We start from the raw sequence: 23714 nt of genomic DNA, 5'->3' as shown, positions 1-23714 counted from the left end.
TGGCAACTGACCGAATATGTGAACTCGCGCCTTACCGCTATTCAACTATTATTCTGAAAAATATAAACCTCAGTAGCGCCACGTCCGTATTTTTTGTAATCGGCGTCGTAATATTTTAAATTCTCATACCGGTTAAAGAGATATTCAAGCTCTGTGCGAAGTACACCCGTTCCTACGCCGTGGATAAACACAATTTTTTGAATTCTTTTTGAAATAGCAAAATCCAACTGCCGTTTTGCGGTTTCTAGCTGAATATTGAACATATCATACTTATCCAGACCACGTGTACTAGGCACCAGCTGATTAATATGTAAATCTACTTCCATTGGTGGCAGGTTGCGCTCCTTGGGTTTTACACGCTTACTTTTACTCGGTTTTTTATATTGTTTTTCTGAAAGGATTGCCGAAAGATCTTCCATTCTAGACAAGTCGCTTTTATTTAACGAATCGTCCAAAACAATAAGCTCTTTTTTGTCAAAATCCAATTCAAAATCATCATCGGTAGTAATGGTTATTGTACTTCCATTAACCGCTGTGACAATACCTGAAATATCATCGTCTAAAACCGAAACTTTATCTCCTACTTCCATTTGTTTTAAATATTTGCAATTTTATAACAAAACACGGTTTTTTCCAAGAAATATACTTCTTACCTCTTACTAAACCTCTAACTGCAGCTTTTACCTTAACAAGATATCCAGTATAAAAATCATTTTTACAGACTAAAGCCAATCTTTCTCTGGTAATTTAACCGCCATAACCGTTTATAAACGATTTTTTTAAGTATTTTGTGGCAAAGTAAGCAATAACATCATTATTATTTTTAAATTTAACGGTTTATTGACCGAGTTGGCCAATAAATTGATTTCAGGATTATAAAGACGTACAACTGATTTTTAAGCGTTTAAGTACTGAAAATTATTATAATTAGCGTTTCGTATCTGTATTAAAAGCCAGTTGAAACATTTTTATTATCAATATTTTACACCGATGAAAAAACAACTACTCTTTTCAGCTTTCCTTTTAATCGCAACTGGTGCTGTTGCGCAGTTGACCGTAAAACCCAATGGCGCTACAGATTCTTATGTCTATGTAAAAGACGAAGTACTTTATGTGAAAGGCGCTATTGACCTTAAAAAAAATAATCCAGGTGATGAAGAAGCGAGCATTTATCTTCGTGAGGATGGACAATTAATTCAAGGAGGCACAGACTCGAATAATAGTGGAAACGGTTATCTCTCTGTTCAGCAAAATACAGACCCCACAAATGCTTATGCCTACTATTACTGGGCTTCTCCAGTTGGTAATCCAGTTGCTGTAGGAGATATTGGTGGCACTGCTCTTGCCGCAGGAAATACCAACTTTGGATTAGAATCAATTTATGAAGATCAAAACACTACGCCTGGTATAGGAACTAAAGCGAGAATTAGTATAAGCATCCCTGGAAGAAATGGTTTTTCAGATCCTTTAACTATTTCACGACGTTGGATGTATATCCACGAAGAACCTGGAACCGAAGCCGAAGGAAATTACCATAGAATAAATGCGTCAAACGGAGCTCCTCCTGGCTTTGGATTTACAATGAAAGGTGTAAACCAAGGAACCGATGCTGGATTACCGGGAACTGGTACAAATCACGACCAACTTTACGAATTCCGGGGAAGACCGAATAGCGGTGATTTTGATATTCCTGTGCAGGAACCGGCAAACGTTCCAGGAGGAAATCCAACAACCCAACCAAGAATGACTTTAACGGGAAACCCATATCCATCTGCATTAGACTTGAACAAGGTTTTTTTTGAAAGCGGAAATGACGCATTAGGGCAGATTTATTACTACGATGAGAATAGAGATATCATGTCTCACTATTACAGCCAAAAACCTTTTGGCTACGGAACTTGGGTTCCAGAAACTGAAGATCCTTATACTGGAGGTGTTCCAGATCCTTTGGCTTTTCCCGGGGACTATGCAGCTGCCACCTTTAATATTTGGAATGCTGCTGGTAATCAAGGCCCTGGAGGAACTGGCTCTCCTAATACAGATAACTACAAACGCTTTGCTCCAATCGGTCAAGGTTTTATGTTTGTTGGCAAATCCGGAGTCATCAATCAAACTAATGTTACAATTAAAAACACCCACCGTTATTATATGCCGGAAGGTGCCGCAAATCAATCTGTATTCCAAAGAGCACCCTCAGGGAATGAAGGAAACAAAGGCAGTGCCACCAGCGACACCAACCCAAACGAAATAATTACGTATACGCCGCCAGTAGATACGCGAACGCCAAAATTACGCTTATACACTATTTTTGACAACGCCCTTACTCGCGATATGCTGCTTATTCTATCTGATGAAACCTCCGATGGCTACGACCGTGGATATGACGGTTTAAGTCCGGGTGGGATGAAATCGGATGTGTTCTTCCCCATTAGTAATGCTGAAGGCGATAAACTGCCCTATGTAATCCAAGGCACCAACTATAACGAGGAAAAACAGATACCCTTAACCCTCAAATTACATCAAGCCAGCCACGTAGAAGTACGCGCAGTTGAAGAAATTAACGCTCCTTATGAACGCGTTTATCTTTTTGACAATCAGGAAAACACCTACACCCGTTTACACAAAGGGAGCATATCTGCCGGCATGAACTTGCCCGCAGGCCTTTACGAAGATCGTTTCTTTATTGTTTTCCACAATCCAAACCTGCGAAGCGATATTCTAGATCATGAGCTTTTGGCTATGGAAGCGGTTCAGAAGAATGTAAACTTCTTCCAAAACAACCCTGGAAAGCAATTGGAAATTCGCAACCCGCAAAACTTCAACTTAAAATCTGCGGAGGTTTATGATATGTCAGGTAAATTGATAATCAACGATAGAAACCTAGGCGACGATACAAAATACACCTTCTACACTGGCAATTTAAGTGACGGTGTTTATGTGGTAAAGCTTACAACGCAAGACAATATTGTTGTAGATTACAAAGCTATTGTTCACAATAAGTAATGAGTTTTTTCGCAATACTGGTAAACTTCGAGAAATACATGATTCCTTGTGTAAACAAGAAAATCTTCGGGGTGGAGTGTTTAGGTTGCGGCATGCAACGCGGCGCAGTCCACCTTTTATCTGGAGAGTTTGCTGCTGCATTTAAGGTTTATCCTGCTATTTATTCCATTTCTGTATTATTGGCGGTAGTTTTCTTTAACTTCTTTGTAAAATTCAAGTTCGACTATCAAATTAAAATCGCACTTATCATACTTAACGCCATTATTATGGTAGTTAGTTATTTTATAAAAATGAGCCATTTTACTTGAGCCAGGAAACAAGCTTAAATATTTTTGGTATTTTTAATCCTCAACTAAAACTTCAAATTTTATGGAAAAGCAAAAATTACCCAATTCAACTCTAATCTTGGTCTTCGGAATTATCTCCATAGTTACCTGCTGTTGCTATGGTTTAGGGCTTATATTCGGGGTTGTTGCCATTGTAATGGCCGGCACCGCTACCAAGATTTACATGCAAGACCCAGAACTTTATACTGGTTTTCAAAACGTAAAGACTGGAAAAATCCTTTCTATTATCGGAATAGTCTTAAGTGTAATTTATCTTGTTTACACCATTTACCTTTTCTCAACATTGGGCATGGAAGGAATCATGAACATGAACGAAGAAATAATGGAGCAATACGGAATGTAAAGCTTCATGCTACATAGCAAGCAAAAAAGCGACCCGTAATTGGGTCGCTTTTAGTATGGTAAAACAATCTTGTCCTAAATATTTAACCTGTTCATTTTTTCCATTTATGAAAAAACGAACCAAAAAAATCTAGGCTTACGAAATTTTATCTAAATTTTTTGTTCGTCCCCTAAATTTTAGGAACTCGCCTTTAAATCCAGTGCTTTGATGACTATCTTTGCTGGCTCAAACAGCCTAAAATTTTACGGGAACTTCACTTCAAATTTTACGATAAATTTTCGATAGGCCAAAAAACAGGAATTCTCAATTACAGACCCCTAAGCTTCATATTATCTCTAAGCCCCATTAAACAAAGGCTTTCAATGGTTACCTTATGAACGTTTAGGACGCTATTGATATAAAACCTGATATTTCAAAAATAATATCCCAGGAAACTGGGATATTACTTCAATAAATAAAACCTGTTTATGAAACAATAAATAAACTTGCAATCGTATTTACTTCACCCATAGTTAAGGGTTCGTCAAAAGATTCTGAAACTGCGTTGTCACCACCAAGGTCGTTGAACATACCACTTAGGTTTACGCCTCCTTGAGTCAAATTACTTTCAGGGGTGGAACCTTGATAAATCGCGTTAAATGCACTAGGCAATGTATTTTCAGACTTTGTAATCCATCCCTTTTCCCCGCGCATTCTTCTAACCTGAGATGCGTGCTGTGCTTCCACAGAATGTATTTGAAGTGCATAAGTGAGTAATGCATCATCATCTATTAATCCGCCAGCTTGACCTTTGTATGCGCGGACACCTGTGTCTTCAAATCCCTGCGCCAGTGCCATAAAGGTTTGGTAGTTGGTAAAAGTGTCTAAATTTAAACCTCCAGGAGCTCCCGTAAAGTCAAAAGTAGGTTCCGCTACCGCTTGGTCGCCCAATGCAGCCAAAAGGAAATCAACGTGGGAGGTTTCGTGTTTGGATATTTGTGCAAAGGTCTCGCGGTCTTCACTTGGAATTAAGCCATTGGTGTCTAATCCCATTTGATAAAAATTACGCTCCAGGTATTCTAAAGTGAGTGCAAAGTTTAAAATTTCAGTAGGTGAGGCCATCGTCATAGCTGATCCCATTGCCATGGTTGCCGCTTTGGTCTTTGCGCTTGTTGCCGCCAACCCAAAAGGAATAGATGCTAAAGCAACATTTTTACCCAATGTTTTTAAATGGTCGAAAGAATCACGTCTTGAGGCTTTCTTGTTTAAAAGATCGCCATCTGATAAATGATCCATAATTTTTAAAATATTCATAATGTGTTTTTTTAAGTTGAAAAATTATTTAGTTGAAGTTAAGACCTACCCAACGCCTTGTTCCTTATAGGTAAAAGGGGTAGTGATAAAACCACCTGCCGCTTCAATAATATCTTTTGGAGGAAGCGCCTGCCCCAGGCCTGTTACTGGGTCTATGACGTCATCGCCGGCAAATGCGGCCGACCCGCCACCATCAATTGTACCTGTAGCGATTATGTTTCTAATTGCAGCGGCATGTCGTGCTTCTACCGAAACAATTTTTCCTGCTACTAAAAGGTAACCGGGGTCGCTAAGAAGCTTTCCAGCGCCGTTATAAGCTCTTACACCCGTGTCTTCCAGAGCCTGTGAAGTTGCGAGAACAGCATCTCGACTTGAAAAATCTAAACCGCCATAATCAAACTCTAAGGTTGGCAGTAACTTGCTCATGTCATTACTCACGGCCAAACTAATTGCCGTTTTAAAGAAATCGCGGTGAATAACTTCGTGGTAGTATAAATCGGTCATGATTTCCTGCTCATTTTGACTGAAGGCAGTTCTAAAATTTGCATCATTGACCACTTTAGTGTAAAAATCGGCTTCCAATTGTTCTAGGGCGTATGCGTAATTGAGTACGCCGAGATCGCCCGTACCTAAATCGAAAATTTCGTTTGGTGGCATAGGGGTGTCGTCATCATCACTACATCCTGCCATCATTAAAATACCCGACCCTACAATTGCGGCACCGCCCAATTTCAAAAATCGGCGTCTGCCATTTTTAGTTGATCCTACTTCGCTTACTTTCACTTTGTTTTTCATAACGGTCTATTTTTATGTTAATCAAAAAACTTACGTGCAGAAAGGAAGCTTGGTTTTTATTTTCGTATTAAAATTTTGTTAAAGCGCTGTTTAGAGGGATTAAAAGGGCAGAATTTTATTTTTAATCGACAGATTTATTATGAATAATTCAATAACAAGCGATTAATTTGATAAAATGTAATTCTTGACGCTAAAAGTTTAGGCCATATTGGTTTTGGTTGAAACTGAAAGTTCAACTTGTATAAAAGTCTGGCTCTATGTTATTTCAAGTGGGTGATTTTTTTCAAAGATCAAAATTTTATAAGTGCTGTTTTGACCTAGTAAAAGTTTACGTAAAAAATGATCTGCGATAGTTATCGGGAGAGTGGAGGGTTAAGCAAAATAGCGCTAGCCGCTCAGCTAATTTTAATCTTAGCGATATTAAAATAGTAACTTTTAGTTTGCGCCGCAAGGAGGGAAATTTTTAATAAAGTTTTGCTCAGCCTAGCCTTTTTCTTGCATACGACGAGTGAGGTACACGTTTTTTTGGTAATAAAATAAAATGAACAATTATATTTACACGTTCTACGCAATTTGAAAAATTTTTGCATTTATACCAATTTTTGGTATATTTGAATTAAATTAGTTTCAAAATGAACAAAAACACCTCAATATCACTCGGAAATTATTTTGACCAATTCGTTCAAAGTAGTATTAAAGAAGGAAGATTTAAAAATGCCAGCGAAGTTATTCGAGCAGGATTAAGACTTTTGGAAGAAGAAGAAACCAAAGTGATTGCTTTAAAAAATGCAATTCAAGAAGGAATTGACAGCGGAATTGCTCACGATTTTGACCCCCAAAAGCATCTTGAATCACTAAAAGCGAAAAAACACTCAAATGTCTGAATATAAACTGACAAACAAAGCTGTTGCTGATTTATCAAAAATTTGGGAATATACATTTGAGGTTTGGTCGGAAAAACAAGCAGATAAATATTATGATGAATTAATTTCAAATTGTGAGGAAATAGCTAAAAATCCAGATTTAGGAAAAAACTACGAGGGAATTTCAAAACAACTTCTCGGAACTCAAGCAAACCGACATATAATATTTTATCGAACATTAAGTAAAGATTATGTTGAAATAACAAGGATCTTACACGAAAGAATGGATTTAAAAAAAAGAATAGCTGAATAAAAACTTCGTAGAACACCATGTATAATTAATGGCTAGTTCTCGCCTACTTACGAATATTCCTGCGGAATATTCTATTCGGTTTTTATTTGCTAAATTAGTTTCTTATACACGCCACTAATCATACACAAGACCGTTCAATTTTAACAGTTAGACCTATTTTTATTAATAAAAATTAATCTACCCACTCTATTCAACATAGTACCAAAAATCTGGCTATAAAGAATAGATTAATAGCGTTTAGCGCAGTAATACTTACCCTACATAACAGGCATCAAGGCCTTTAGATTTAGCATTGTTGGACGGAAGTAATTCGGAAGGTTTATTATGACTGTATCCCAGTCAAACGGTTAGTGCTAATTATAGAAAAAAAGAAACGATTATAGCTTTATCTGTCTTATCTACCAAGTTTGGCCCTTGAGTTCCATAGCCGCCCGCAACACGTCACTCTGGCTTATTTGGCCCACTAACTTGCCATTTTCCAAGATCGGGAAACGACGGTGTTTAGATTCCAAAAACTTGTTGGCCGCGTCCAGTACATTCATCTCGCCATCAATGGTGTCAACGTTTTTAATCATGTGCAGTTCCACCTTTACGTCTTCCATGGGGTGGTTGTGATATCTGGCATCACTCAGTTCCTTTAAGCAATCTCCTTCAGAAATAATCCCGACTAATTCGTTGTTTTTGTTCACAACGGGGCCACCGGATATTTTTTTCTTTAAAAGCACTTCCATGACCTCTAAAATAGACTGTTCAGGCTTAAACGTAATCAAATTACGCGTCATAAAATCGGAAACCTTTATACTTTCCGAAGAACCTTTTTCGGGCTTTGCTCTTTTGCCCATAAAACTTTTAATTGCCATACTATCAAATTTTTGCGAACTTCTAATATAGGCATTTTTATTTTAGTATGGAAAAGTGTTTCTTCAGAAGAAAAATTCGTTCCGATTAAAATTGTATTTTTAACACTTAAAACCACTACGTATTATGAAAACCTTCAATGCTATTTTATCCCTGTTTTTAATTACAGCATTGGTTTACTACAGCTTTTATGGTCTTATGCCGCGCTATGATGAAAGCAAAACACCTGCGCCAACTGAATTCTCGGTTGATAAGGCATTGACCCCATTGGAGGAAATTGCAAAACAACCACATTACTTGGGCTCTAAAGGCCATGAAGATGTTCGTAAATTCTTGATAAGCGAATTGTATAAGCTAGGTATGGAACCCCATATTCAGGAAGGTTTTAGCTTAAATCCGGAATCGAAAACCCTTAATAAACCTATAAATATTGCAGCACGCATAAAAGGTTCGCAAGACGGGAAATCGCTTTTGTTACTTTCACATTATGACAGTGCGCTGGTGCCTTCCTATGGTGCCGCCGATGCAGGAACTGGGCTTGTTGCAATTTTAGAGAGTGTACGCGCGTATCTAGCTTCTGGGAAACGACCCCAAAACGATATTATCATCCTCTTTACCGATGCTGAAGAAATTGGGCTGGACGGTGCTAAACTTTTTGTAAACGAGCATCCGTGGGCAGAGAATGTGGGCTTGGTGCTCAACTTTGAAGCGCGTGGCACCAGCGGCCCCAGTAATATGATTTTAGAAACCAATGGCGGCAATTCTAAACTGGTAAAGGAATTTCTTGCGGCAAATCCAGATTTTCCAGTAGCTTCCTCATTGATGTACAGCGTGTATAAAATGCTGCCCAACGATACCGATTCTACAATTTTTAGAAAAGATGGCGATATAGACAGCTTTTTCTTCGCCTTTATTGATAGTCATTTTAACTATCACACGGCCAATGACAATATGTACTTTCTGGATTGGAACAGCCTAATGCACCAAGGCAGTTATCTGCTTCCGCTAATTCATTATTTTGCCGATGCCGATCTTTCAAATTTAAAATCTGATACCGACCATGTTTACCTAAACTTTCCGCTGGTAAAAATGATAAGTTATCCGTTTTCGTGGATTTTACCCATGCTTATAATTGCAACCTTAGTGTTTTGGGCTTTGATATTTTACGGTATTAGGAAAGGGAAACTTATTGGCAAGGCCATTGCCAGAGGGTTTGTTCCGTTTTTGTTGGCATTGATTAGCTGTGGCCTTATCGGTTTCTTTGGGTGGAAGTTACTTTTGGCTCTATATCCGCAATACACAGAAATCCAACAAGGTTTTACCTATAACGGTCATTGGTATATCGTGTTTTTTGTCTTTCTGTCTTTGGCCATCACCTTCACTTTTTATAAAAAATTCGCCATAAAGTTTAATGAGGCATCTTTTTATGTGGCGCCGTTATTTTTCTGGTTGTTGGTAAACCTAGCGGTGTTTATCATATTAAAAGGCGCGGCATTTTTTATTATTCCAGTGTTTTTTGGATTGCTGTCCTTTTTTGTAATGCTTCGGCAGGAGCGTCCCAATTTATTAGCGATGACGTTTCTCGCTGTTCCGGCAATTTTTATTTTTGCGCCGCTAATCCAGTTTTTCCCAGTTGGGTTGGGATTAAAAATGCTGGTAATTAGCTGTGTTTTTACTGTCTTGCTTTTTGGATTGCTTTGGCCTGTTTTTGGATATTATAGACGGAAAAACCTACTCGCTACGGTATGTTTCCTACTCGCTATTTCCTTCTTTGTTGTTGCACACTCAAAAAGTGGTTTTTCTGAAGAACGAAGAAAACCGAACAGTTTAGTTTATTTTGAAGATGCCGATGCAGGAAAAACATATTGGCTTACCTACGATACCGAAATTGATACGTGGACAGCAAACTATTTTGGAACGTCTGCCAAAAGTGCATCTGGTATTTTAGATGAGGTTTCCTATAGTAAATATGGAACCGATTTTAGTTTTGCAGCCGAAGCTCCAGCAATAGAAATCCCAAATTTTGAAGTTATTTTGGAAGAAGACACCTTGATTGCAAACCTGCGGAATGTTGAGCTCAGTATTGTCCCAAAACGAAGGGTCAATAAAATTGAATTGTACCCCATAGAAAACATCGATTTTAAATATCTGGAATTCAACGGACAAAAAGCTTCCGTGTCAGATACGCTGAAAAATTATAGGGGTACTAAAAATAGAGCATTGATCAATTATTTTGTTTCTCCCAATGATTCACTAAAAGTGAAATTCTCCATTGAAAAAAACACCCCGGTTTCCTTTAAAGTAATGGAATACTCCTTTGACTTAATGGACAACCCAAAATTCAACATAACAGAAAGACCGGATTTTACCATGCCAAAGCCATTTGTTATTACGGATGCTGTGTTGGTAAAACGCACTTTTTCGGTAGATTCTTTAAAGATGAAGCGGATAGATTCACTTTAATTGGTTTTCAACAAAGCAATACTTCCGACACCTTAGTTAATTCAAAATGTAGCGTCAATAATCCCGTGCTTCAGTTCGGGGGTTAAAACAGACACGGCACACTTGGTTTTAGCCAAAAAAACGCAATTAGCCATTCATGGGATTTTTGCTAAAGCCGAATTATTAATTTTACTACTATTCCACGGACTAAAGCCGCGTTGCAATTTTGGAGTTTCTATTTATACCTATCATATTCTACTTGCTAGCTAAAGTCATGTGGTTATTGAAATATTTATATTTGTATTTTGACGTAAAAACAATTTTAATATATGAATAAAACAATCGCAATCGCTGGCCTGGGTTGGCTCGGGCAAGCCTTGGCATTTCAACTTGCAAATTTAGGCTATACCCTTAAAGGTTCCGTCACTACGGTTGAAAAGGCCAAAATGCTGCAAAAAAACGGTTTTGACGCCTATGCCATGGAAATTTCTGATGAAGGCGTTCGTGGCCAGGTAAAGGCTTTGCTAAACGGGGTTGGGAGCCTTATTATAATGATTCCTCCAGGTCTAAGGCGAAATACGGGTGCAGATTATGTGCTTAAAATGACCCATTTTCTTGAAGAGATAAAAATGTCGGCTGTGCAGAAAATTATTTTGGTCAGTAGTACCTCGGTCTATGATGATAGTCAAGGAAACGTAACCGAAAAAGACGACCCGAAACCTCAAACTATCGCTGGAAAGCAACTGCGCCAAGTGGAGGAACTGTTTATCAATACGGATGCCTTTAAAACAACCGTTGTTCGCTTTGGAGGCTTGTTTGGCGGGAGTAGAAACCCTGCCAAGTACTTGGCCGGACGCAGCAATTTAAGAGGAGGGGAAGCGCCCGTAAACCTAATCCACCGCGATGATTGTATAAATATTTTAGCTGAAATTTTAAAGCAGGATACTTTTGGTAACGTATTTAATGCGGTTAATCCAGATCATCCTAAAAAGTCTGACTATTACATTCAGAAAGCAACTGAAATGGGACTAGAACCACCAAGTTTTGTTGATAGCGATCCTGATGAAATATTTAAACAAGTGGATTCGGATAATTTGAAAGGGGTTTTGGCTTATGGGTTTAAAAGCGGATTGAATTAATAGCGAACCCTATCTTCTGAACCCTCGGCCAATTGCCGTCTGCTTCAGCAGCCGGATAACTGATAGAGTGATTTTTAGCTTTAGCCACATTCCGCAGCTTTCCTTAATGGGGCTAAAGCCATTTTGTTGCTGTTTTATTCGCCGTTGGCTAAAGCCAACGGCAATTTGTTTAGTTTGAACAGATTCTATTTATCTCAGTACATTCTATCTTCTCTGGCATATTGCCGTCTGCTTCAGCAGACGGATATCTGATAGAGTGATTTTTGGCTTTAGCCACATTCCACAACTTTCTTTAATGGGGTTAAAGCCAGTTTGTTATTGTTTTATTTTCCGTTGGCTAAAGCCACCAGCAATTTGTTTAGTTTGCACTTTTCTATTTACATCGGCATATTCTATCTTCTCTGGCATATTGCCGTCTGCTTCAGCAGCCGGTTACTGATAGAAGAAATGATTTTGGGCTTTGGCCCTCGGTGTACAATATTGTCTGCGGTAAGGGTGCCATTGTAGGCACCGAGCTCCGCAAACTCCATGGCTTGGTCTTTTAATAATTTATTGGGTACTTTGCTTTTGTCCAACCCGCTTAAAGTGTTATTGATCTGGGTAGCAAAGGTGGTGTTCACGGTCTGGGCCGTTGTGTATAGGAACGAGCCAAGACATAGAAGCAATAAGGCTGCGGCCTTTTTTAATTGTAGGTTCATAGGTAAGGATTTAGGGTTAATATTAAATTAATTATAATTTCATTCTGTAAAACGTACATCAAAACGGCCATTACGTATTTCGTGCACCACGCTATTACTATCCTTTACGTCAAACCAAAAGGTTCCTGCCACAATATGGTTATCATAATCCAATTTTGTGATTTTTAGTTCTCCTGTATGTATTTCAGAAGTATAATTGGAATCCAAATTTAAGCGATAATGCCCAGAAACATTATTTGGTACATTCTCTTTTAGGGCGTAAGTGCCCCCTTCCTCTATCTGGAATAAATTGCTTCCAATCCCGAGAGCTTGATAATCACTCCCGTTTATTCTCCTATTACTTTGCAAAGCAAAATAATACCCCCCATTTACATACTGGTAAACACAATCGAGGGGGTTAGGGGTATTATTACCAGGCAAAAAAACCTCCCCATCCAGCAAACAGCCAAAAGTGCCCGCTCCCGTTTGGGTGGCGGGGGGCAGTTGGTCCACGGGCTCCGGGGGTGGGTTGTCATCGTCCTTGTTGCAGCAAGAGATGGTCGTGGCCATAAAAATGAGCAGGACGTATTGCGGCAGTCTTATCAAATTAAAAAAGTTGCTTTTCATCTTGGGGCGGTTTAATTGTTAACGATTTGACCTTAAATATAAGAAAAAAAGAGTTATAAATATTATTTAACCAATAATTATCATCATTCTAAATGGCAAAAGTAGTGTTTACGGTTTGGGCCGTTAGATAGAAAAACGAGCCGAGGCATAGCAGAATTGTTTTCTTTATCAAGGATGTTGCTCCCAAAGCCCAATCTTCTGGGCAATCAGCCAATTGCCGCCTGCTTCAGCAGACGGATAACTGATAGAGTGATTTTTGGCTTTAGCCACATTCCACAACTTTCTTTAATGGGGTTAAAGCCAGTTTGTTGCTGTTTTATTCTCCGGCAATTTGTTTAGTTTGAACAGATTCTATTTATCTATGTACATTCTACCTTCTCTGGCACATTGCCGTCTGCTTTAGCAGACAGCTATCTAAAGGATTTTTAATTTATAGACAAATTCGGGCTATTGGAATCAAAAAAAGGAGCCTTTTACAGCTCCTTTTTTCAATAATTTAAAATATTTTATCTGTCATTAAAGTGACAGGTATGAAAACTACCAAATACGTACCCTATCTTCTGGGGCAAGGTACATAGGGTCGCCTTCCTTAATATCAAAAGCTTCGTAAAAAGCATCAACGTTTACCAAAGGCTGTGTAGCACGCACTTTTCCTGGAGAGTGCGGGTCGGTTTTTACTTGGTTGCGCAATGCCTCATCACGCGATTTTGTGCGCCAAACCGTAGCCCAGCTCATAAAGAACCGCTGCTCTGGCGTAAATCCGTCAATATCATCCGGGCGTCCGTTTTCTTTATAAAAACGTTGTAGGCCGTCGTAAGCACCTACAATACCACCAAGGTCACCAATGTTTTCTCCCAAAGTAAATTTTCCGTTGATATGAACGCTGTCCAAAACCTCAACATTGCTGTATTGTTCTGCAAGTTTGTCGCCACGTTCAGTAAAGTTTTCAAGGTCTTTATCGGTCCACCAGTTTACTAAGTTTCCGTTGGCATCAAAACGCGAACCACTATCATCAAAAGCATGGGAGATCTCGTGGCCAATCACAGCGCCCATACCACCATAATTTACGGCTTCATCTGCCTTATAATCATAGAAAGGAGGCTGAAGGATAGCCGCTGGGAAAACAATTTCGTTGTTAAACGGGTTAAAGTAAGCGTTTACGGTCTGTGGACTCATGCCCCATTCGGTACGGTCAACAGGTTCGTCAATTTTATCCAGATTGTCCTTAAAATTCCAGGTCTGTACAGCAACCATATTGTCATAAAACGTATTGCCTTCCTTTACTTCCATAGCGGAATAGTCTTTCCACTTATCAGGATAACCGATCTTAACGGTAAAGTTATCCAACTTTTCAATCGCTTTTACCTTGGTGCTATCGCTCATCCAGCTTAGGGCACTTATTCGGTCTTTATAGGCAGCTATTACGTTGGCAATCATTTTTTCTGCTTTCGCCTTTGCTTCTGGAGGAAACATTTCGTCAACATACAGCTTGCCTAAAGCTTCGCCAACGCTACCATTAACAGTTGCAAGGGCTCTTTCGTTTGCTGGTTTTTGTTTTTTGGTCCCTTTTAAGGTAGTTGCGTAAAAGTCGAAGTTTGCTTTTTCAATTTCGGTGGTCAACATTCCTGCAGCACTGTTTAGGGTGGACCAGCGCATAACGGTTTTCCAGGTATCAAAATCTGGATTAGTAAACACTTGCTTTAAGGTTTCCATGTATTTTGGCTGCATTACAATAACCGTATCCAGCTCTTTGGTTACGCCCATATCTTTAAAAGCTTCTTCCCACTTTAGCTGCGGAAGCATATTTTGCAATTCAGCAACGCTTCTAGGGTTATTAAAGTTTCTAAAATCACGACTGGCAACCTTATCTAACCTTGGTTCTGCAAGTTTTGTTTCAAAAGCGAGAATAGTCTCCCCTTGTTTACGTGCATCTTCCTCGGAATCTCCCAAAAATTGAAGCATCCTAGTAATATGATCTACATATTGCTGGCGTATTTTTTCTGAAGCAGGATCTGTATTGGTATAAAAGTCACGATCTGGAAGCCCCAAGCTGCCCGGCGTAATATACGCTGAGTTCATAGCACTGTTGCTGGGGTTTGAAAAAGCCGAAAGACCAAGAAAAGGTTGCGAGACCGAAACGGCATCTTCGCTCATCAATTTCTGAAAATCTTCCATGCTGTTCATGGCCGCTATTTTTTCAAGCGTTGGTTTTAAAGGTTCAATCCCCGCAGCGTCCCGGGCTACGGTATCCAATTTAGATTCGTAAATCATCAAGGCTTTTGCCTGGTCGGTTTCCGGACCGTACTTTCCGCTTTCTTCGGCTTTTGCCAAAATGTCTAAAACATCGGCATCGGTCTTTTTTCTAAGAATCGTAAATCCGCCCCAACTGGTCTGATCGTCCGGAATTTCGTTGTTTTTCATCCAGTTTCCGTTTACATAGTTGTAAAAATCAACTTTAGGGCTTACGGTAGTATCCATGTTTGCAAGGATAATCCCGTGTGGCTCGGTTTCCGTTTTTTCCACATCGGTTTTATCTTTACAAGCGGTCGCGGCAGCTGCAATAACTGCAAAAGCCAGAACGGGTTTTAAAAAATTAGTTTTCATGAATGGTTTTTATTTAAAGGTATTTTGAATGTTTCTGAAATGAATTAGTTGTTCTTTTAAATGAAATGTTACACTTTTCGGTTCTTATTATCCTGAAGCTCTAAATTCATAATAGAGTCTCTATAACGTTGTTGTTTCTTCAGCTCTTTTGCTTCGTTTTTCTTTCTTTGGGAATCAATTTTATCTTTTTGAAACTTTTCGTTGAGCTGAACCAAAAGGTTTTTTAATGCAATATTCATTTCTTCAATGGAGCGTTCAAGTTCCAAGGAATCAATAGCCGATTGCCCCGCCGTTTGAAATAAAAGCTCCGAACGTGTTTTTAACACAAACAACCTGCTGGTTATAGGCTTGGTGTTGAGGGTGTCAGGAATTTTCTTTAGAAGTGAATCAGAGTATTTTTTTAAAAGTTCAGATCGGTTTCGAAGTTCTTGATAATTGCTACCATTGGCTTTTTTTGCCTCGCTCACAAAATCTTCAAGAATTCCCCAGTGGACGGCCTGCTCCTGTGCTGGGGCTGAGAGCTTGGGAAAATCATAATTTTGATCACCAAAGATAATAGATGTATCATTTTTGGGTGCTTCTTCCGGTTTTTCCTGCGAATTTTCACAAGATAGGAGTATCAGCATCAACGATAAAAAGGAAAATATAAACTTCATAAAATAAAAGATTCACAAAGATACTGGTTATTAAACAAATGGCATATTTATTTTTCTACGTGATGAAACAACGCAGAATACGTATCTTTACGCTTCATTTTCTGAAAAATTAAAATAGCAAATACAGATGAGAAAGAGAATTTTGATTATTGGTGCCTGTGGACAAATAGGGACGGAGCTAACCTTATATTTACGTGAAAAATTTGGCGCACATAAAGTTATAGCCAGTGATATTCGCGAAGGCGAAGAGGCTTTAATGGAGAGTGGTCCATTTGAAATTCTTGATGCAATGGATTATGATGCCGTGGAAGAGATTGTTATTCAATATGAAATAACCGATGTTTATTTAATGGCGGCTATGCTTTCGGCAACTGCCGAAAAATTCCCAATGCGAGGTTGGAACCTTAATATGGATTCACTTTTTAACGTCTTAAAACTCGCAAAGGAAAAAAAGATCGAAAAAATATTCTGGCCTTCCAGTATTGCTGTTTTTGGCCCTACCACCCCAAAAGTAGATACACCCCAACGTACGGTAATGGAACCGAGCACGGTCTATGGAATCAGCAAGCAAACTGGTGAGCGCTGGTGTGAGTACTATTTTAATCGCTATGGGGTAGATGTGCGCAGTATTCGCTATCCTGGGCTTATTAGTTACAAAACCCAACCTGGTGGCGGTACTACAGATTACGCCATTGATATTTACCACAAAGCGTTAAAACATAAAAACTACATTTGTTTTTTAAAAGGTGATACTACTTTGCCTATGATGTTTATGGACGATGCCATTCGTGCTACCGTCGGTATAATGGAAGCGGAGAAAGAAGCGATAAAGGTAAGAAGCTCTTATAACCTCTCTGGAATGAGCTTTGATCCTGAGGAAATTACCGCAAGTATCAAAAAGCATATCCCTGAATTTAAAATAAGTTATGAACCCGACTTTAGACAACCTATTGCCGATAGCTGGCCACAAAGTATAGACGATAGTGCTGCTAGAAATGATTGGGGATGGGAGAGTAAAATTGATATGGATGAAATGACCGAGATTATGCTTACCAATTTAAAAGATCAATATGAAGATTAACTTGTTATTCTTCAAATTCGACCTCTAGAATATTGGCGGTGCCTTTTTTACCTTCATTAGATATAAAAATGGTACCGTCTTTTGAAAACGTTAGTCCCTCAGGCTGCCGAAATGATTTTTTATAAAGCTGATGAAGCTTTAATAGCTCGCCTTTATTGCTCATAATTAATAGCTGCGGTTGTTTCTTGGAAGCCAAAATATAAATGTTCCCGTTAATGGGGTTGATTCCAATTTCTGAAGGATAGAAGTTTTCGTATTGGTCTCCGTCGTCGTCTTTATCTTTTCCTGTAAATATAGGATCGTTTAACGGAATCTTTAAAATGGGTAAGGTTTCGGTTTGTTTGGTTTCTAAATTAAAGGCGTAAATACCTTTGTAATCATCACTATTTGGATCGTTGTTTTTTACCGTAAACAGAAGGCGGTTGTTTATGGTGTCTGCCACTAACGATTCCATGTTGTTTTTACCCGAGAAAGGGGTCTTGTATTTTTTGGTCTCAAAATTGGGGCTGAGGTAATTGGATATTTCAAATAAACTTCCGTTACTCTCCATTACATAAGCAGTGCTATCAACAATGGTTAATGCTTCATAGTCGCCAGACTTGGCAAAATTCACTCTTTTTTCTACCAATTCGGTGTCAAAATTAAAAATATAGATAATCCCTTCTTCGTCTTGAACACAGGCTATTTTATCTTCAGAAATCCAACTGATACCCGAAATTTCGTTTAGGTCATTTGGCATGTCCCATTTATGGATAATCGTATAGGTTTCCTCATCCAATCGTGGATTTATGGCTGGATTTTCAAAAGCCCACCACAATATCCCCACAAAGGCGAGGACTCCGGTTATTATAAAAAAGGCGACTCTGTTTTCGTTCATTGCCATAAAACATTGCTTTTAGGGAATTAGCACTAAATTGCGAATAATTTACACGAAATATTTATGCTTAGCACTTAAAATTTTGATAAAGTTGAACTGCAAGCAATCCTGTCCTAAATATTTAACCTGTTCATTTTTTCCATTGATGAAAAAACGAACCAAAAAAATCTAGGCTTACGAAATTTTCTCTAAATTTTTTGTTCGTCCCCTAAATTTTAGGAACTCGCCTTTAAATCCAGTGCTTTGATGACTATCTTTGCTGGCTCAAACAGCCTAAAATTTTACGGGAACTTCACTTCAAATTTTACGATAAATTTTCGATAGGCCAAAAAACAGGAATTCTCAATTACAGACCCCTAAGCTTCATATTATCTCTAAGCCCCATTAAACAAAGGCTTTCAATGGTTACCTTATGAACGTTTAGGACGCTATTGAATTGCAAGCTGAAGGATATTCTGCTATACAAATCAAATTTCCGCAGTAGAAAATCAAATTTATTTTTCAAATATGCGTAGATTGAAGTTTTTAATTATGGCTAAAGTAAATGCTTAATTCAGATAGAACTACTTCAAATAGATGGTTTATTGCTAGTATGGGAACCCTGCTTCAGGTAGTGTTGGGCACCGTATATGCTTGGAGCTTTTTTCAGAAACCCATTCGTATTGCGTATGGATGGACCAATGTGGAAACCATGTGGATATTTAGTTTGTCAATTCTGTTTCTTGGTGTAGCAGCTGCCATTGGTGGGATAATTCTACCTAAATACGGCCCTAGAAAACTGGCGAGCCTTGGCGCATTGCTTTACGGACTAGGATATTTAATAAGCGCCTGTGCTATGTTTATAGAGAGTTTGCCGCTTTTTTATATTGGTTTTGGCGCAGTTGGAGGTATCGGGCTGGGTTTGGGCTATGTAACGCCGGTAGCTACGGTTTCAAAGTGGTTTCCCGATAAAAAAGGTTTTATCACCGGAATGGTTGTTATGGGTTTTGGCTTAGGCGCCTTTGTAATGTCTATAATTATTGCCCCAATATTGCTTGAATTAACCAACGGAAATCTAGTACAAGTCTTTTTGTGTATTTCGGTAGTGCTTACCGCAATTGCGCTTCCTGCTGGACTCGCCATGCGGAATCCTCCAGCAGACTTTGTACCAAACGGATATGTACCTTCCACAAATAATACGGCGGATACAAAATTAGAAGACGGACTTGGAATTAAAGACAGCATTTTGTCTAAAAAATTCTTAGCCATGTGGTTGATCTTTTTTCTGAACATTGCGGCCGGTATTATGTTTATAAGCTTGCAATCGCCAATGATGCAGGATTTACTGCTATTAAAAGATTCAACTATTAGTGCAGAAACACTCGCGCTTGCCGGTGCAACGCTTATTGCTGTTAGCTCCTTATTTAATGGGTTTGGTCGGTTTTTGTGGGGTGGACTCTCCGATAAACTGGGAAGAATACAGGTGTTTCGTCTAATTTTGGGGTCTCAGATTTTGGTTTTTCTATTGATGATGATAACCAGCAATCCTTGGCTTTTTGGTGCGTTGGTATGTTATGTATTATTGTGTTATGGTGGCGGATTTGGTGCAATGCCTTCTTATGTGCTGGACGTTTTCAATTCTAAATTGATGCCCGTGGTTTATGGAGCAATTCTTACTGCTTGGTCTATTGGTGGAATTGTTGGCCCCCAATTGGCAGCTTTTATCAGAGATTTTTATGCAGATAATCCCGAAATGATTGGACCTAGAACCTATTTTGTGGGCGCAATTTTATTGACAGTAGGTTTTATAATAAGCTTGATGCTAACAAACAATACGATTACCAATAGAAAGAAGTGACCCGAGCCTGAGGTAGAACGATATTGCGTAAGTCTTTCACTAGAGCTGGGCCGAGATCGTGAACTTTTTCTAACTCGAAATCGAAATCCTTTTGATGGTTGTTTATTGGCATTTCAAAATAAATTCGGAAACCACTACTTGCTTTATACTGCCAACTACCAACTTTTTGTAGCCCCACCAAGAATCGAACTTGGATCTAAAGTTTAGGAAACTTCTATTCTATCCATTGAACTATGGGGCCGTTGTTCTGAAGGTACAAATTTAAATATTTTCCATGTTTTTAAGCTTTTTTTGAAGGACGATCGTATCAGCTTAAAATAAAAAAAAAACAGGCTCAATTAAGTTTGAACCTGTTCTTTTGCTTCTTTCCTGAAATATTTATAGCAGCAGGATGATTACCACTGTTTATGCTTCGCAGCTAACACAGTCTTTTTTCTGTGCAAATTTTTGTGCGGCATTCATACTGTGTTGGTAGTAAAGTGATTTTAACCCTAACTTCCATGCGGTAACGTGAATCTTGTTTATTTCTTTTACCGGCATTTCAGGATGTACGATAATATTTACCGACTGCCCTTGGTCAATGTGGTTTTGACGGTTGGCGGCTTGATACACAAGATCTAACTGATCAATCTCTGAATAGGTTTTAAACACTTCTTTTTCGTGCTCTGTTAAAAACTCAAGATGTTGTACCGAGCCGTCGTTGCTGCGAATATCGCGCCATACTTCGGTGGTATTCATCCCTTTTTCTTCCAATAACTGCTCTAAATATGAGTTTTTTATTGTGGTTTTTATTTTGGCAATATCCTTCACATAAATATTAGACCAGATGGGTTCAATACCTTGTGAAACTTGTCCAAGAATAAAAGCTGAAGAGGTGGTAGGAGCAATGGCGTTTAGCGTAGCATTTCTTCTTCCATAACCTTCTAACAGTTTTGGCTCTCCGAATTTTTCGGCTAATTCTTCAGAAGCTTTATACGATTTCTCTTTGATAAGCTTAAATATTTCGCTGTTTAGGTTATACGCTTTTTCGCTATTTAAAGGAAGCATTTTCGATTGCAATAACGAGTGCCAGCCTAGCACACCAAGACCTAAAGAGCGATTCTCTTTTGCAAAGTTGTATGCGCGTTCCATAAATAGGAAGGTTTGTCTATCTTCTCGGCTTTCCGAATCACGATATACTTCTAGTTTTTCAATAAATTCGGTAATAACGGCGTCTAAGAAATACACCATTGTTTCAACTGCATCGGTATCTTTCCACTTGTCATAATGCAGGGCATTAATTGATGAAAGTACACATACAAAAGACCAGTCGTCGTTTGAAGGCAGCATTATTTCGGTACATAGGTTACTGGCATAAATAGGAAGGTTTTTATCTTTGTAAACATCTGCCGCCGAATTGTTAGCATTGTCACTAAAAAAGATATATGGATATCCCATTTCACCGCGTCGCTGCAGAACTTTTGCCCAAATGGAACGCTTTTTATCATCGCCATCTATCATTTCCTGCATCCATTGGTTGGTTACGGTAACGCCATGGGTTAGCTCTTGAATGGGGTTTCCTTCGGTTCCAATTTCTAAAAACTCCATAATATCTGGATGTTCTACGGGTAAATATGGCGAAAAACGACCGCGTCTAACGGAGCCTTGGCTCACAACATCTACCATAGATTCAAACAGTTGCATAATATGAACAGCCCCAGATGCTTGTCCGTTATTTTTTACTTCGGCACCACGAGGTCTTATTTTTCCAAAGTATCCAGAAGTTCCCCCACCTAATTTAGACATCATTCCCACTTCAGACTGGGTGTATAAAATGTTGCCCATATCGTCGTCTATGTGCGATCCAAAACAACTAATTGGGAGTCCGCGTTCTTTTCCAAAGTTAGACCAAACAGGAGATGCCAATGAGTAAAACCCTTCAGACATATAGCCATAAAACTTATCGGAATATCCTGGGATGCCCAAAATTTGCTCGGCTCTATCGGCCACCTCGCGAATACGTTCCTCAGCAGAAACGCCAGGCGATAGATATCCTGAAGCTAGAAAATTACGGCTGTGTTCGGTAAGCCATTCAAAGCCTTGCTTTTCTTCTGTATGGTTTAGCGCCTCTTTACGGGCGTTAACGAGGGGGTTATTATCAGAATTTATTTTTGAAGTCTGTGTGTCGAGGTCTAGATTTTGTTCGTTCATTTAAAAAAGGTCATCACTGGTTATACTTTGGGTTCTTTTACTGTAATTGATTGAGCGCTTTACAAAGAAGTCGCCGTGCTTGGTGCCGATAATTTCATCGTCAAACCATTCGGTCTGGGCAACAAGGCTTTCGTCTATTTCAAATATTTTTTCTATTCCGATGCTTTCAAGCGAATTGTTAAAGCGGTTTTTTATAAACTCATTTACTACATCCTTGGGAAGGAAGTCTAGTTCACCTTCTTCAAAAATCCAATCTACAATTCTGCTTTCGGCCGTAAAGGCTTCTCTACATATTTCTTGAATCATGCTTTGGTAGCCTTCGTCAAACCATTCTGGGTTTTCTTCTTTGATAATTTTAATTACATCAATACCAAAATCCCCATGAATTTGTTCTTCTTTTGAAGTAGCTTCCACAACATTTGAAATTCCTTTAAACATATTTTTATGCTTGTTAAAGGCCATGATGATTAAAAACTGCGAAAACAGTGAAACGTGTTCAATAAATAGCGAAAACAGCAAAACAGACTCTGCATATTCCTTGTTGTCATCGCTTTTGGAGTTTTTAAGTGCGGTTTCCAAATAATGGACCCGCTTCATGATTACCGGTTTTTTCTTTAGGTTTTTAAACTCTTCGTTCAGCCCTAAAATTTCAAGCAAATGCGAATAGGCATCGTGATGGCGCACTTCACTTTCGGCAAAGGTGGCGCCAACAGAACCAATTTCAGGTTTTGGCATTCTGTGATAGATATCGCCCCAGAAGTTTTTTACGGCTACTTCAATTTGCGAAATAGCAAGCATAGTGTTTTTAATGGCACTGCGCTCAACTTCTGAAAGTCGTGTTTTAAAATCCTGAATATCGCTTGTAAAGTTGAACTCGGTATGTATCCAATACGAATGGCGAATTGCCGGCACGTATTCATAAAGCGCTGGATATTCGTATGGTTTTAAGTTTATACGTTTTTCAAATATATTGAGCTTTCGTTTCTGTGTTTGTTGGTTTCTGTAAAGAATATAACCTTTTGCAACATCAAAAAAACCGCTTTCCATCAATTTGTTTTCCACAAAATCTTGAACTTCTTCTACGGTAGGAATATATTTTCCGTCCAGCGCTTTTCGTTCTAATAATGCTTCGTAAACTTTATCTGAAATTCGTTTTGCATCTTCCGCCCCACCGTGGTTGGCAGCGGTCATTGCTTTTAAAATTGCATCTGTAATCTTTTGTAAATGAAAGGGTTTTGTTGTGAAATCTCTTTTTATAACCTGGGTAATCTCCATGGGAATGCTAACTAAAAATTAGAAATATAAACGAGGTATAAAGATGAAAAATTTATCGATGCGTTTTGGTTGAAACCTCATTTTGTTGTCAAATGGTTATCAACAATCGAAAAGAAATTAAGACGTGTTGCTATGTGAGTTTTTTAATCACAGCACTTGAGTTGGAAGTTGATAATTAACAGGACTTTATCCAACTGTTCTTGATTCGATAATTGTTTAACGCAAAGATAAAAGCGTTTAGAGCGCAATTCAGAGGAGTTAAGAATGTAGGATTCTTCCGCTATAGATTAACAACAATTGTTCTTGATCCATAATCTTCTCGCTCAAAACCGAAATCCTATAAAACAAAAAAACCAGCCTAATTAAAGACTGGTTTGTTTTGCTCCTCTTCTTGGGCTCGAACCAAGGACCCTCTGATTAACAGTCAGATGCTCTAACCAACTGAGCTAAAGAGGAAGATGTATTTTCCTGTATTTCAATCTATTGTTCCTCTT

At 38.7% G+C, this 23714-nt stretch carries 20 protein-coding genes and 2 tRNA genes; 9 read left to right on the top strand and 13 right to left on the bottom strand.

What is annotated here, in order from left to right; all coding sequences use genetic code 11:
* Positions 1–41 precede the first annotated feature (41 nt).
* Positions 42–590 (bottom strand): DUF8465 domain-containing protein, encoded by a 549-nt coding sequence (locus QPK98_RS03830; RefSeq protein ID WP_310991687.1) that lies wholly within the window; start codon positions 588–590, stop codon positions 42–44.
* Between the two features lie 400 nt (positions 591–990).
* Here QPK98_RS03830 and QPK98_RS03825 point away from each other — a divergent pair, with 400 nt between their 5' ends.
* The 3 genes from QPK98_RS03825 (at position 991) to QPK98_RS03815 (ending at position 3693) form a co-directional block, all read left to right on the top strand.
* Positions 991–3003, top strand: a complete 2013-nt coding sequence (locus QPK98_RS03825) for a DUF8693 domain-containing protein (protein WP_310991686.1) — start codon at positions 991–993, stop codon at positions 3001–3003.
* Positions 3003–3311, top strand: coding sequence for a DUF2752 domain-containing protein (locus QPK98_RS03820; RefSeq protein ID WP_310991685.1), 309 nt, complete (start codon positions 3003–3005; stop codon positions 3309–3311). Before QPK98_RS03825 ends, QPK98_RS03820 begins: the two co-directional genes overlap by 1 nt.
* Positions 3312–3372: 61 nt before the next feature.
* The gene (locus tag QPK98_RS03815) at positions 3373–3693 is read left to right on the top strand and encodes a CCC motif membrane protein (RefSeq protein WP_310991684.1); all 321 of its coding nucleotides are present in this window, start codon (positions 3373–3375) and stop codon (positions 3691–3693) included.
* 465 nt (positions 3694–4158) lie between these two features.
* Here QPK98_RS03815 and QPK98_RS03810 read toward each other — a convergent pair whose 3' ends face one another.
* Together QPK98_RS03810 and QPK98_RS03805 are read right to left on the bottom strand one after the other, a co-directional pair.
* Positions 4159–4986: a ferritin-like domain-containing protein gene (locus QPK98_RS03810; protein WP_310991683.1), complete on the bottom strand. Its 828-nt coding sequence runs from the start codon at positions 4984–4986 to the stop codon at positions 4159–4161.
* A 45-nt stretch (positions 4987–5031) separates the two neighbouring features.
* Positions 5032–5781, bottom strand: a complete 750-nt coding sequence (locus QPK98_RS03805; protein WP_310991681.1) for a ferritin-like domain-containing protein — start codon at positions 5779–5781, stop codon at positions 5032–5034.
* A 632-nt stretch (positions 5782–6413) separates the two neighbouring features.
* On the opposite strand from QPK98_RS03805, the gene QPK98_RS03800 reads away from it, so the two are divergent.
* Together QPK98_RS03800 and QPK98_RS03795 are read left to right on the top strand one after the other, a co-directional pair.
* Positions 6414–6665, top strand: a complete 252-nt coding sequence (locus QPK98_RS03800) for a type II toxin-antitoxin system ParD family antitoxin (RefSeq protein ID WP_310991680.1) — start codon at positions 6414–6416, stop codon at positions 6663–6665.
* Positions 6658–6957, top strand: coding sequence for a type II toxin-antitoxin system RelE/ParE family toxin (locus tag QPK98_RS03795; protein ID WP_310991679.1), 300 nt, complete (start codon positions 6658–6660; stop codon positions 6955–6957). Before QPK98_RS03800 ends, QPK98_RS03795 begins: the two co-directional genes overlap by 8 nt.
* A gap of 398 nt (positions 6958–7355) precedes the next feature.
* Here QPK98_RS03795 and QPK98_RS03790 read toward each other — a convergent pair whose 3' ends face one another.
* Complete coding sequence (locus tag QPK98_RS03790) at positions 7356–7817, bottom strand: CBS domain-containing protein (RefSeq protein ID WP_310991678.1); 462 nt, start codon at positions 7815–7817, stop codon at positions 7356–7358.
* 124 nt (positions 7818–7941) lie between these two features.
* On the opposite strand from QPK98_RS03790, the gene QPK98_RS03785 reads away from it, so the two are divergent.
* Both QPK98_RS03785 and QPK98_RS03780 read left to right on the top strand, forming a co-directional pair.
* Positions 7942–10278, top strand: a complete 2337-nt coding sequence (locus QPK98_RS03785; protein WP_310991676.1) for a M20/M25/M40 family metallo-hydrolase — start codon at positions 7942–7944, stop codon at positions 10276–10278.
* A 308-nt stretch (positions 10279–10586) separates the two neighbouring features.
* Positions 10587–11396 carry an NAD(P)H-binding protein gene (locus QPK98_RS03780; protein WP_310991675.1) on the top strand — a complete coding sequence of 270 codons (810 nt, stop codon included), beginning with the start codon at positions 10587–10589 and terminating at the stop codon, positions 11394–11396.
* Between the two features lie 392 nt (positions 11397–11788).
* Here QPK98_RS03780 and QPK98_RS03775 read toward each other — a convergent pair whose 3' ends face one another.
* From QPK98_RS03775 to QPK98_RS03760, 4 genes are all read right to left on the bottom strand, one after another.
* Entirely contained in the window at positions 11789–12094 is a 306-nt protein-coding gene (locus QPK98_RS03775; RefSeq protein ID WP_310991674.1) for a hypothetical protein, read from the bottom strand.
* Between the two features lie 39 nt (positions 12095–12133).
* On the bottom strand, positions 12134–12700 hold the full coding sequence (locus tag QPK98_RS03770) for a Riean_0653 family protein (RefSeq protein ID WP_310991673.1): 567 nt from the start codon (positions 12698–12700) through the stop codon (positions 12134–12136).
* A 537-nt stretch (positions 12701–13237) separates the two neighbouring features.
* Entirely contained in the window at positions 13238–15304 is a 2067-nt protein-coding gene (locus tag QPK98_RS03765; RefSeq protein WP_310991672.1) for a M13 family metallopeptidase, read from the bottom strand.
* A 68-nt stretch (positions 15305–15372) separates the two neighbouring features.
* The gene (locus QPK98_RS03760; protein ID WP_310991671.1) at positions 15373–15960 is read right to left on the bottom strand and encodes a hypothetical protein; all 588 of its coding nucleotides are present in this window, start codon (positions 15958–15960) and stop codon (positions 15373–15375) included.
* A 127-nt stretch (positions 15961–16087) separates the two neighbouring features.
* On the opposite strand from QPK98_RS03760, the gene QPK98_RS03755 reads away from it, so the two are divergent.
* Positions 16088–17041, top strand: coding sequence for an NAD-dependent epimerase/dehydratase family protein (locus QPK98_RS03755; protein ID WP_310991670.1), 954 nt, complete (start codon positions 16088–16090; stop codon positions 17039–17041).
* 4 nt (positions 17042–17045) lie between these two features.
* Here the strand turns inward: QPK98_RS03755 and QPK98_RS03750 are convergent, their stop codons facing one another.
* Positions 17046–17924 (bottom strand): SdiA-regulated domain-containing protein, encoded by an 879-nt coding sequence (locus QPK98_RS03750; protein WP_310991669.1) that lies wholly within the window; start codon positions 17922–17924, stop codon positions 17046–17048.
* Between the two features lie 538 nt (positions 17925–18462).
* On the opposite strand from QPK98_RS03750, the gene QPK98_RS03745 reads away from it, so the two are divergent.
* Positions 18463–19755: an OFA family MFS transporter gene (locus QPK98_RS03745; protein ID WP_310991668.1), complete on the top strand. Its 1293-nt coding sequence runs from the start codon at positions 18463–18465 to the stop codon at positions 19753–19755.
* Between the two features lie 169 nt (positions 19756–19924).
* On the opposite strand, the gene QPK98_RS03740 is transcribed toward QPK98_RS03745, so the two are convergent.
* The 4 genes from QPK98_RS03740 to QPK98_RS03725 form a co-directional block, all read right to left on the bottom strand.
* Positions 19925–19996 (bottom strand) — tRNA-Arg (locus QPK98_RS03740).
* Between the two features lie 164 nt (positions 19997–20160).
* Positions 20161–21945, bottom strand: a complete 1785-nt coding sequence (locus tag QPK98_RS03735) for a ribonucleoside-diphosphate reductase subunit alpha (protein WP_310991667.1) — start codon at positions 21943–21945, stop codon at positions 20161–20163.
* A complete protein-coding gene (locus QPK98_RS03730; RefSeq protein ID WP_310991666.1) occupies positions 21946–23220 on the bottom strand; it encodes a ribonucleotide-diphosphate reductase subunit beta in 1275 nt (424 codons plus the stop codon).
* A gap of 382 nt (positions 23221–23602) precedes the next feature.
* Positions 23603–23676: transfer RNA gene (locus QPK98_RS03725), tRNA-Asn, on the bottom strand.
* Between the last annotated feature and the right edge of the window lie 38 nt (positions 23677–23714).

The sequence above is a fragment of the Aequorivita marina genome (assembly GCF_031631895.2).
GTDB classification, from domain to species: domain Bacteria; phylum Bacteroidota; class Bacteroidia; order Flavobacteriales; family Flavobacteriaceae; genus Aequorivita; species Aequorivita marina.
Note: the sequence above shows the minus strand (reverse complement) of the source record. Positions and strands in the feature narration are given on the sequence as shown.

Excerpts from the sequence above, each read along its gene's own strand:
- QPK98_RS03750 (WP_310991669.1), bottom strand. The coding sequence starts at position 17,924 with ATGGCAATGAACGAAAACAGAGTCGCCTTTTTTATAATAACCGGAGTC.
- QPK98_RS03785 (WP_310991676.1), top strand. The coding sequence starts at position 7,942 with ATGAAAACCTTCAATGCTATTTTATCCCTGTTTTTAATTACAGCATTG.
- QPK98_RS03735 (WP_310991667.1), bottom strand. The coding sequence starts at position 21,945 with ATGAACGAACAAAATCTAGACCTCGACACACAGACTTCAAAAATAAAT.
- QPK98_RS03800 (WP_310991680.1), top strand. The coding sequence starts at position 6,414 with ATGAACAAAAACACCTCAATATCACTCGGAAATTATTTTGACCAATTC.
- QPK98_RS03795 (WP_310991679.1), top strand. The coding sequence starts at position 6,658 with ATGTCTGAATATAAACTGACAAACAAAGCTGTTGCTGATTTATCAAAA.
- QPK98_RS03805 (WP_310991681.1), bottom strand. The coding sequence starts at position 5,781 with ATGAAAAACAAAGTGAAAGTAAGCGAAGTAGGATCAACTAAAAATGGC.
- QPK98_RS03815 (WP_310991684.1), top strand. The coding sequence starts at position 3,373 with ATGGAAAAGCAAAAATTACCCAATTCAACTCTAATCTTGGTCTTCGGA.
- QPK98_RS03760 (WP_310991671.1), bottom strand. The coding sequence starts at position 15,960 with ATGAAGTTTATATTTTCCTTTTTATCGTTGATGCTGATACTCCTATCT.
- QPK98_RS03770 (WP_310991673.1), bottom strand. The coding sequence starts at position 12,700 with ATGAAAAGCAACTTTTTTAATTTGATAAGACTGCCGCAATACGTCCTG.
- QPK98_RS03820 (WP_310991685.1), top strand. The coding sequence starts at position 3,003 with ATGAGTTTTTTCGCAATACTGGTAAACTTCGAGAAATACATGATTCCT.
- QPK98_RS03825 (WP_310991686.1), top strand. The coding sequence starts at position 991 with ATGAAAAAACAACTACTCTTTTCAGCTTTCCTTTTAATCGCAACTGGT.
- QPK98_RS03730 (WP_310991666.1), bottom strand. The coding sequence starts at position 23,220 with ATGGAGATTACCCAGGTTATAAAAAGAGATTTCACAACAAAACCCTTT.
- QPK98_RS03790 (WP_310991678.1), bottom strand. The coding sequence starts at position 7,817 with ATGGCAATTAAAAGTTTTATGGGCAAAAGAGCAAAGCCCGAAAAAGGT.
- QPK98_RS03830 (WP_310991687.1), bottom strand. The coding sequence starts at position 590 with ATGGAAGTAGGAGATAAAGTTTCGGTTTTAGACGATGATATTTCAGGT.
- QPK98_RS03755 (WP_310991670.1), top strand. The coding sequence starts at position 16,088 with ATGAGAAAGAGAATTTTGATTATTGGTGCCTGTGGACAAATAGGGACG.
- QPK98_RS03745 (WP_310991668.1), top strand. The coding sequence starts at position 18,463 with ATGCTTAATTCAGATAGAACTACTTCAAATAGATGGTTTATTGCTAGT.
- QPK98_RS03780 (WP_310991675.1), top strand. The coding sequence starts at position 10,587 with ATGAATAAAACAATCGCAATCGCTGGCCTGGGTTGGCTCGGGCAAGCC.
- QPK98_RS03810 (WP_310991683.1), bottom strand. The coding sequence starts at position 4,986 with ATGAATATTTTAAAAATTATGGATCATTTATCAGATGGCGATCTTTTA.
- QPK98_RS03775 (WP_310991674.1), bottom strand. The coding sequence starts at position 12,094 with ATGAACCTACAATTAAAAAAGGCCGCAGCCTTATTGCTTCTATGTCTT.
- QPK98_RS03765 (WP_310991672.1), bottom strand. The coding sequence starts at position 15,304 with ATGAAAACTAATTTTTTAAAACCCGTTCTGGCTTTTGCAGTTATTGCA.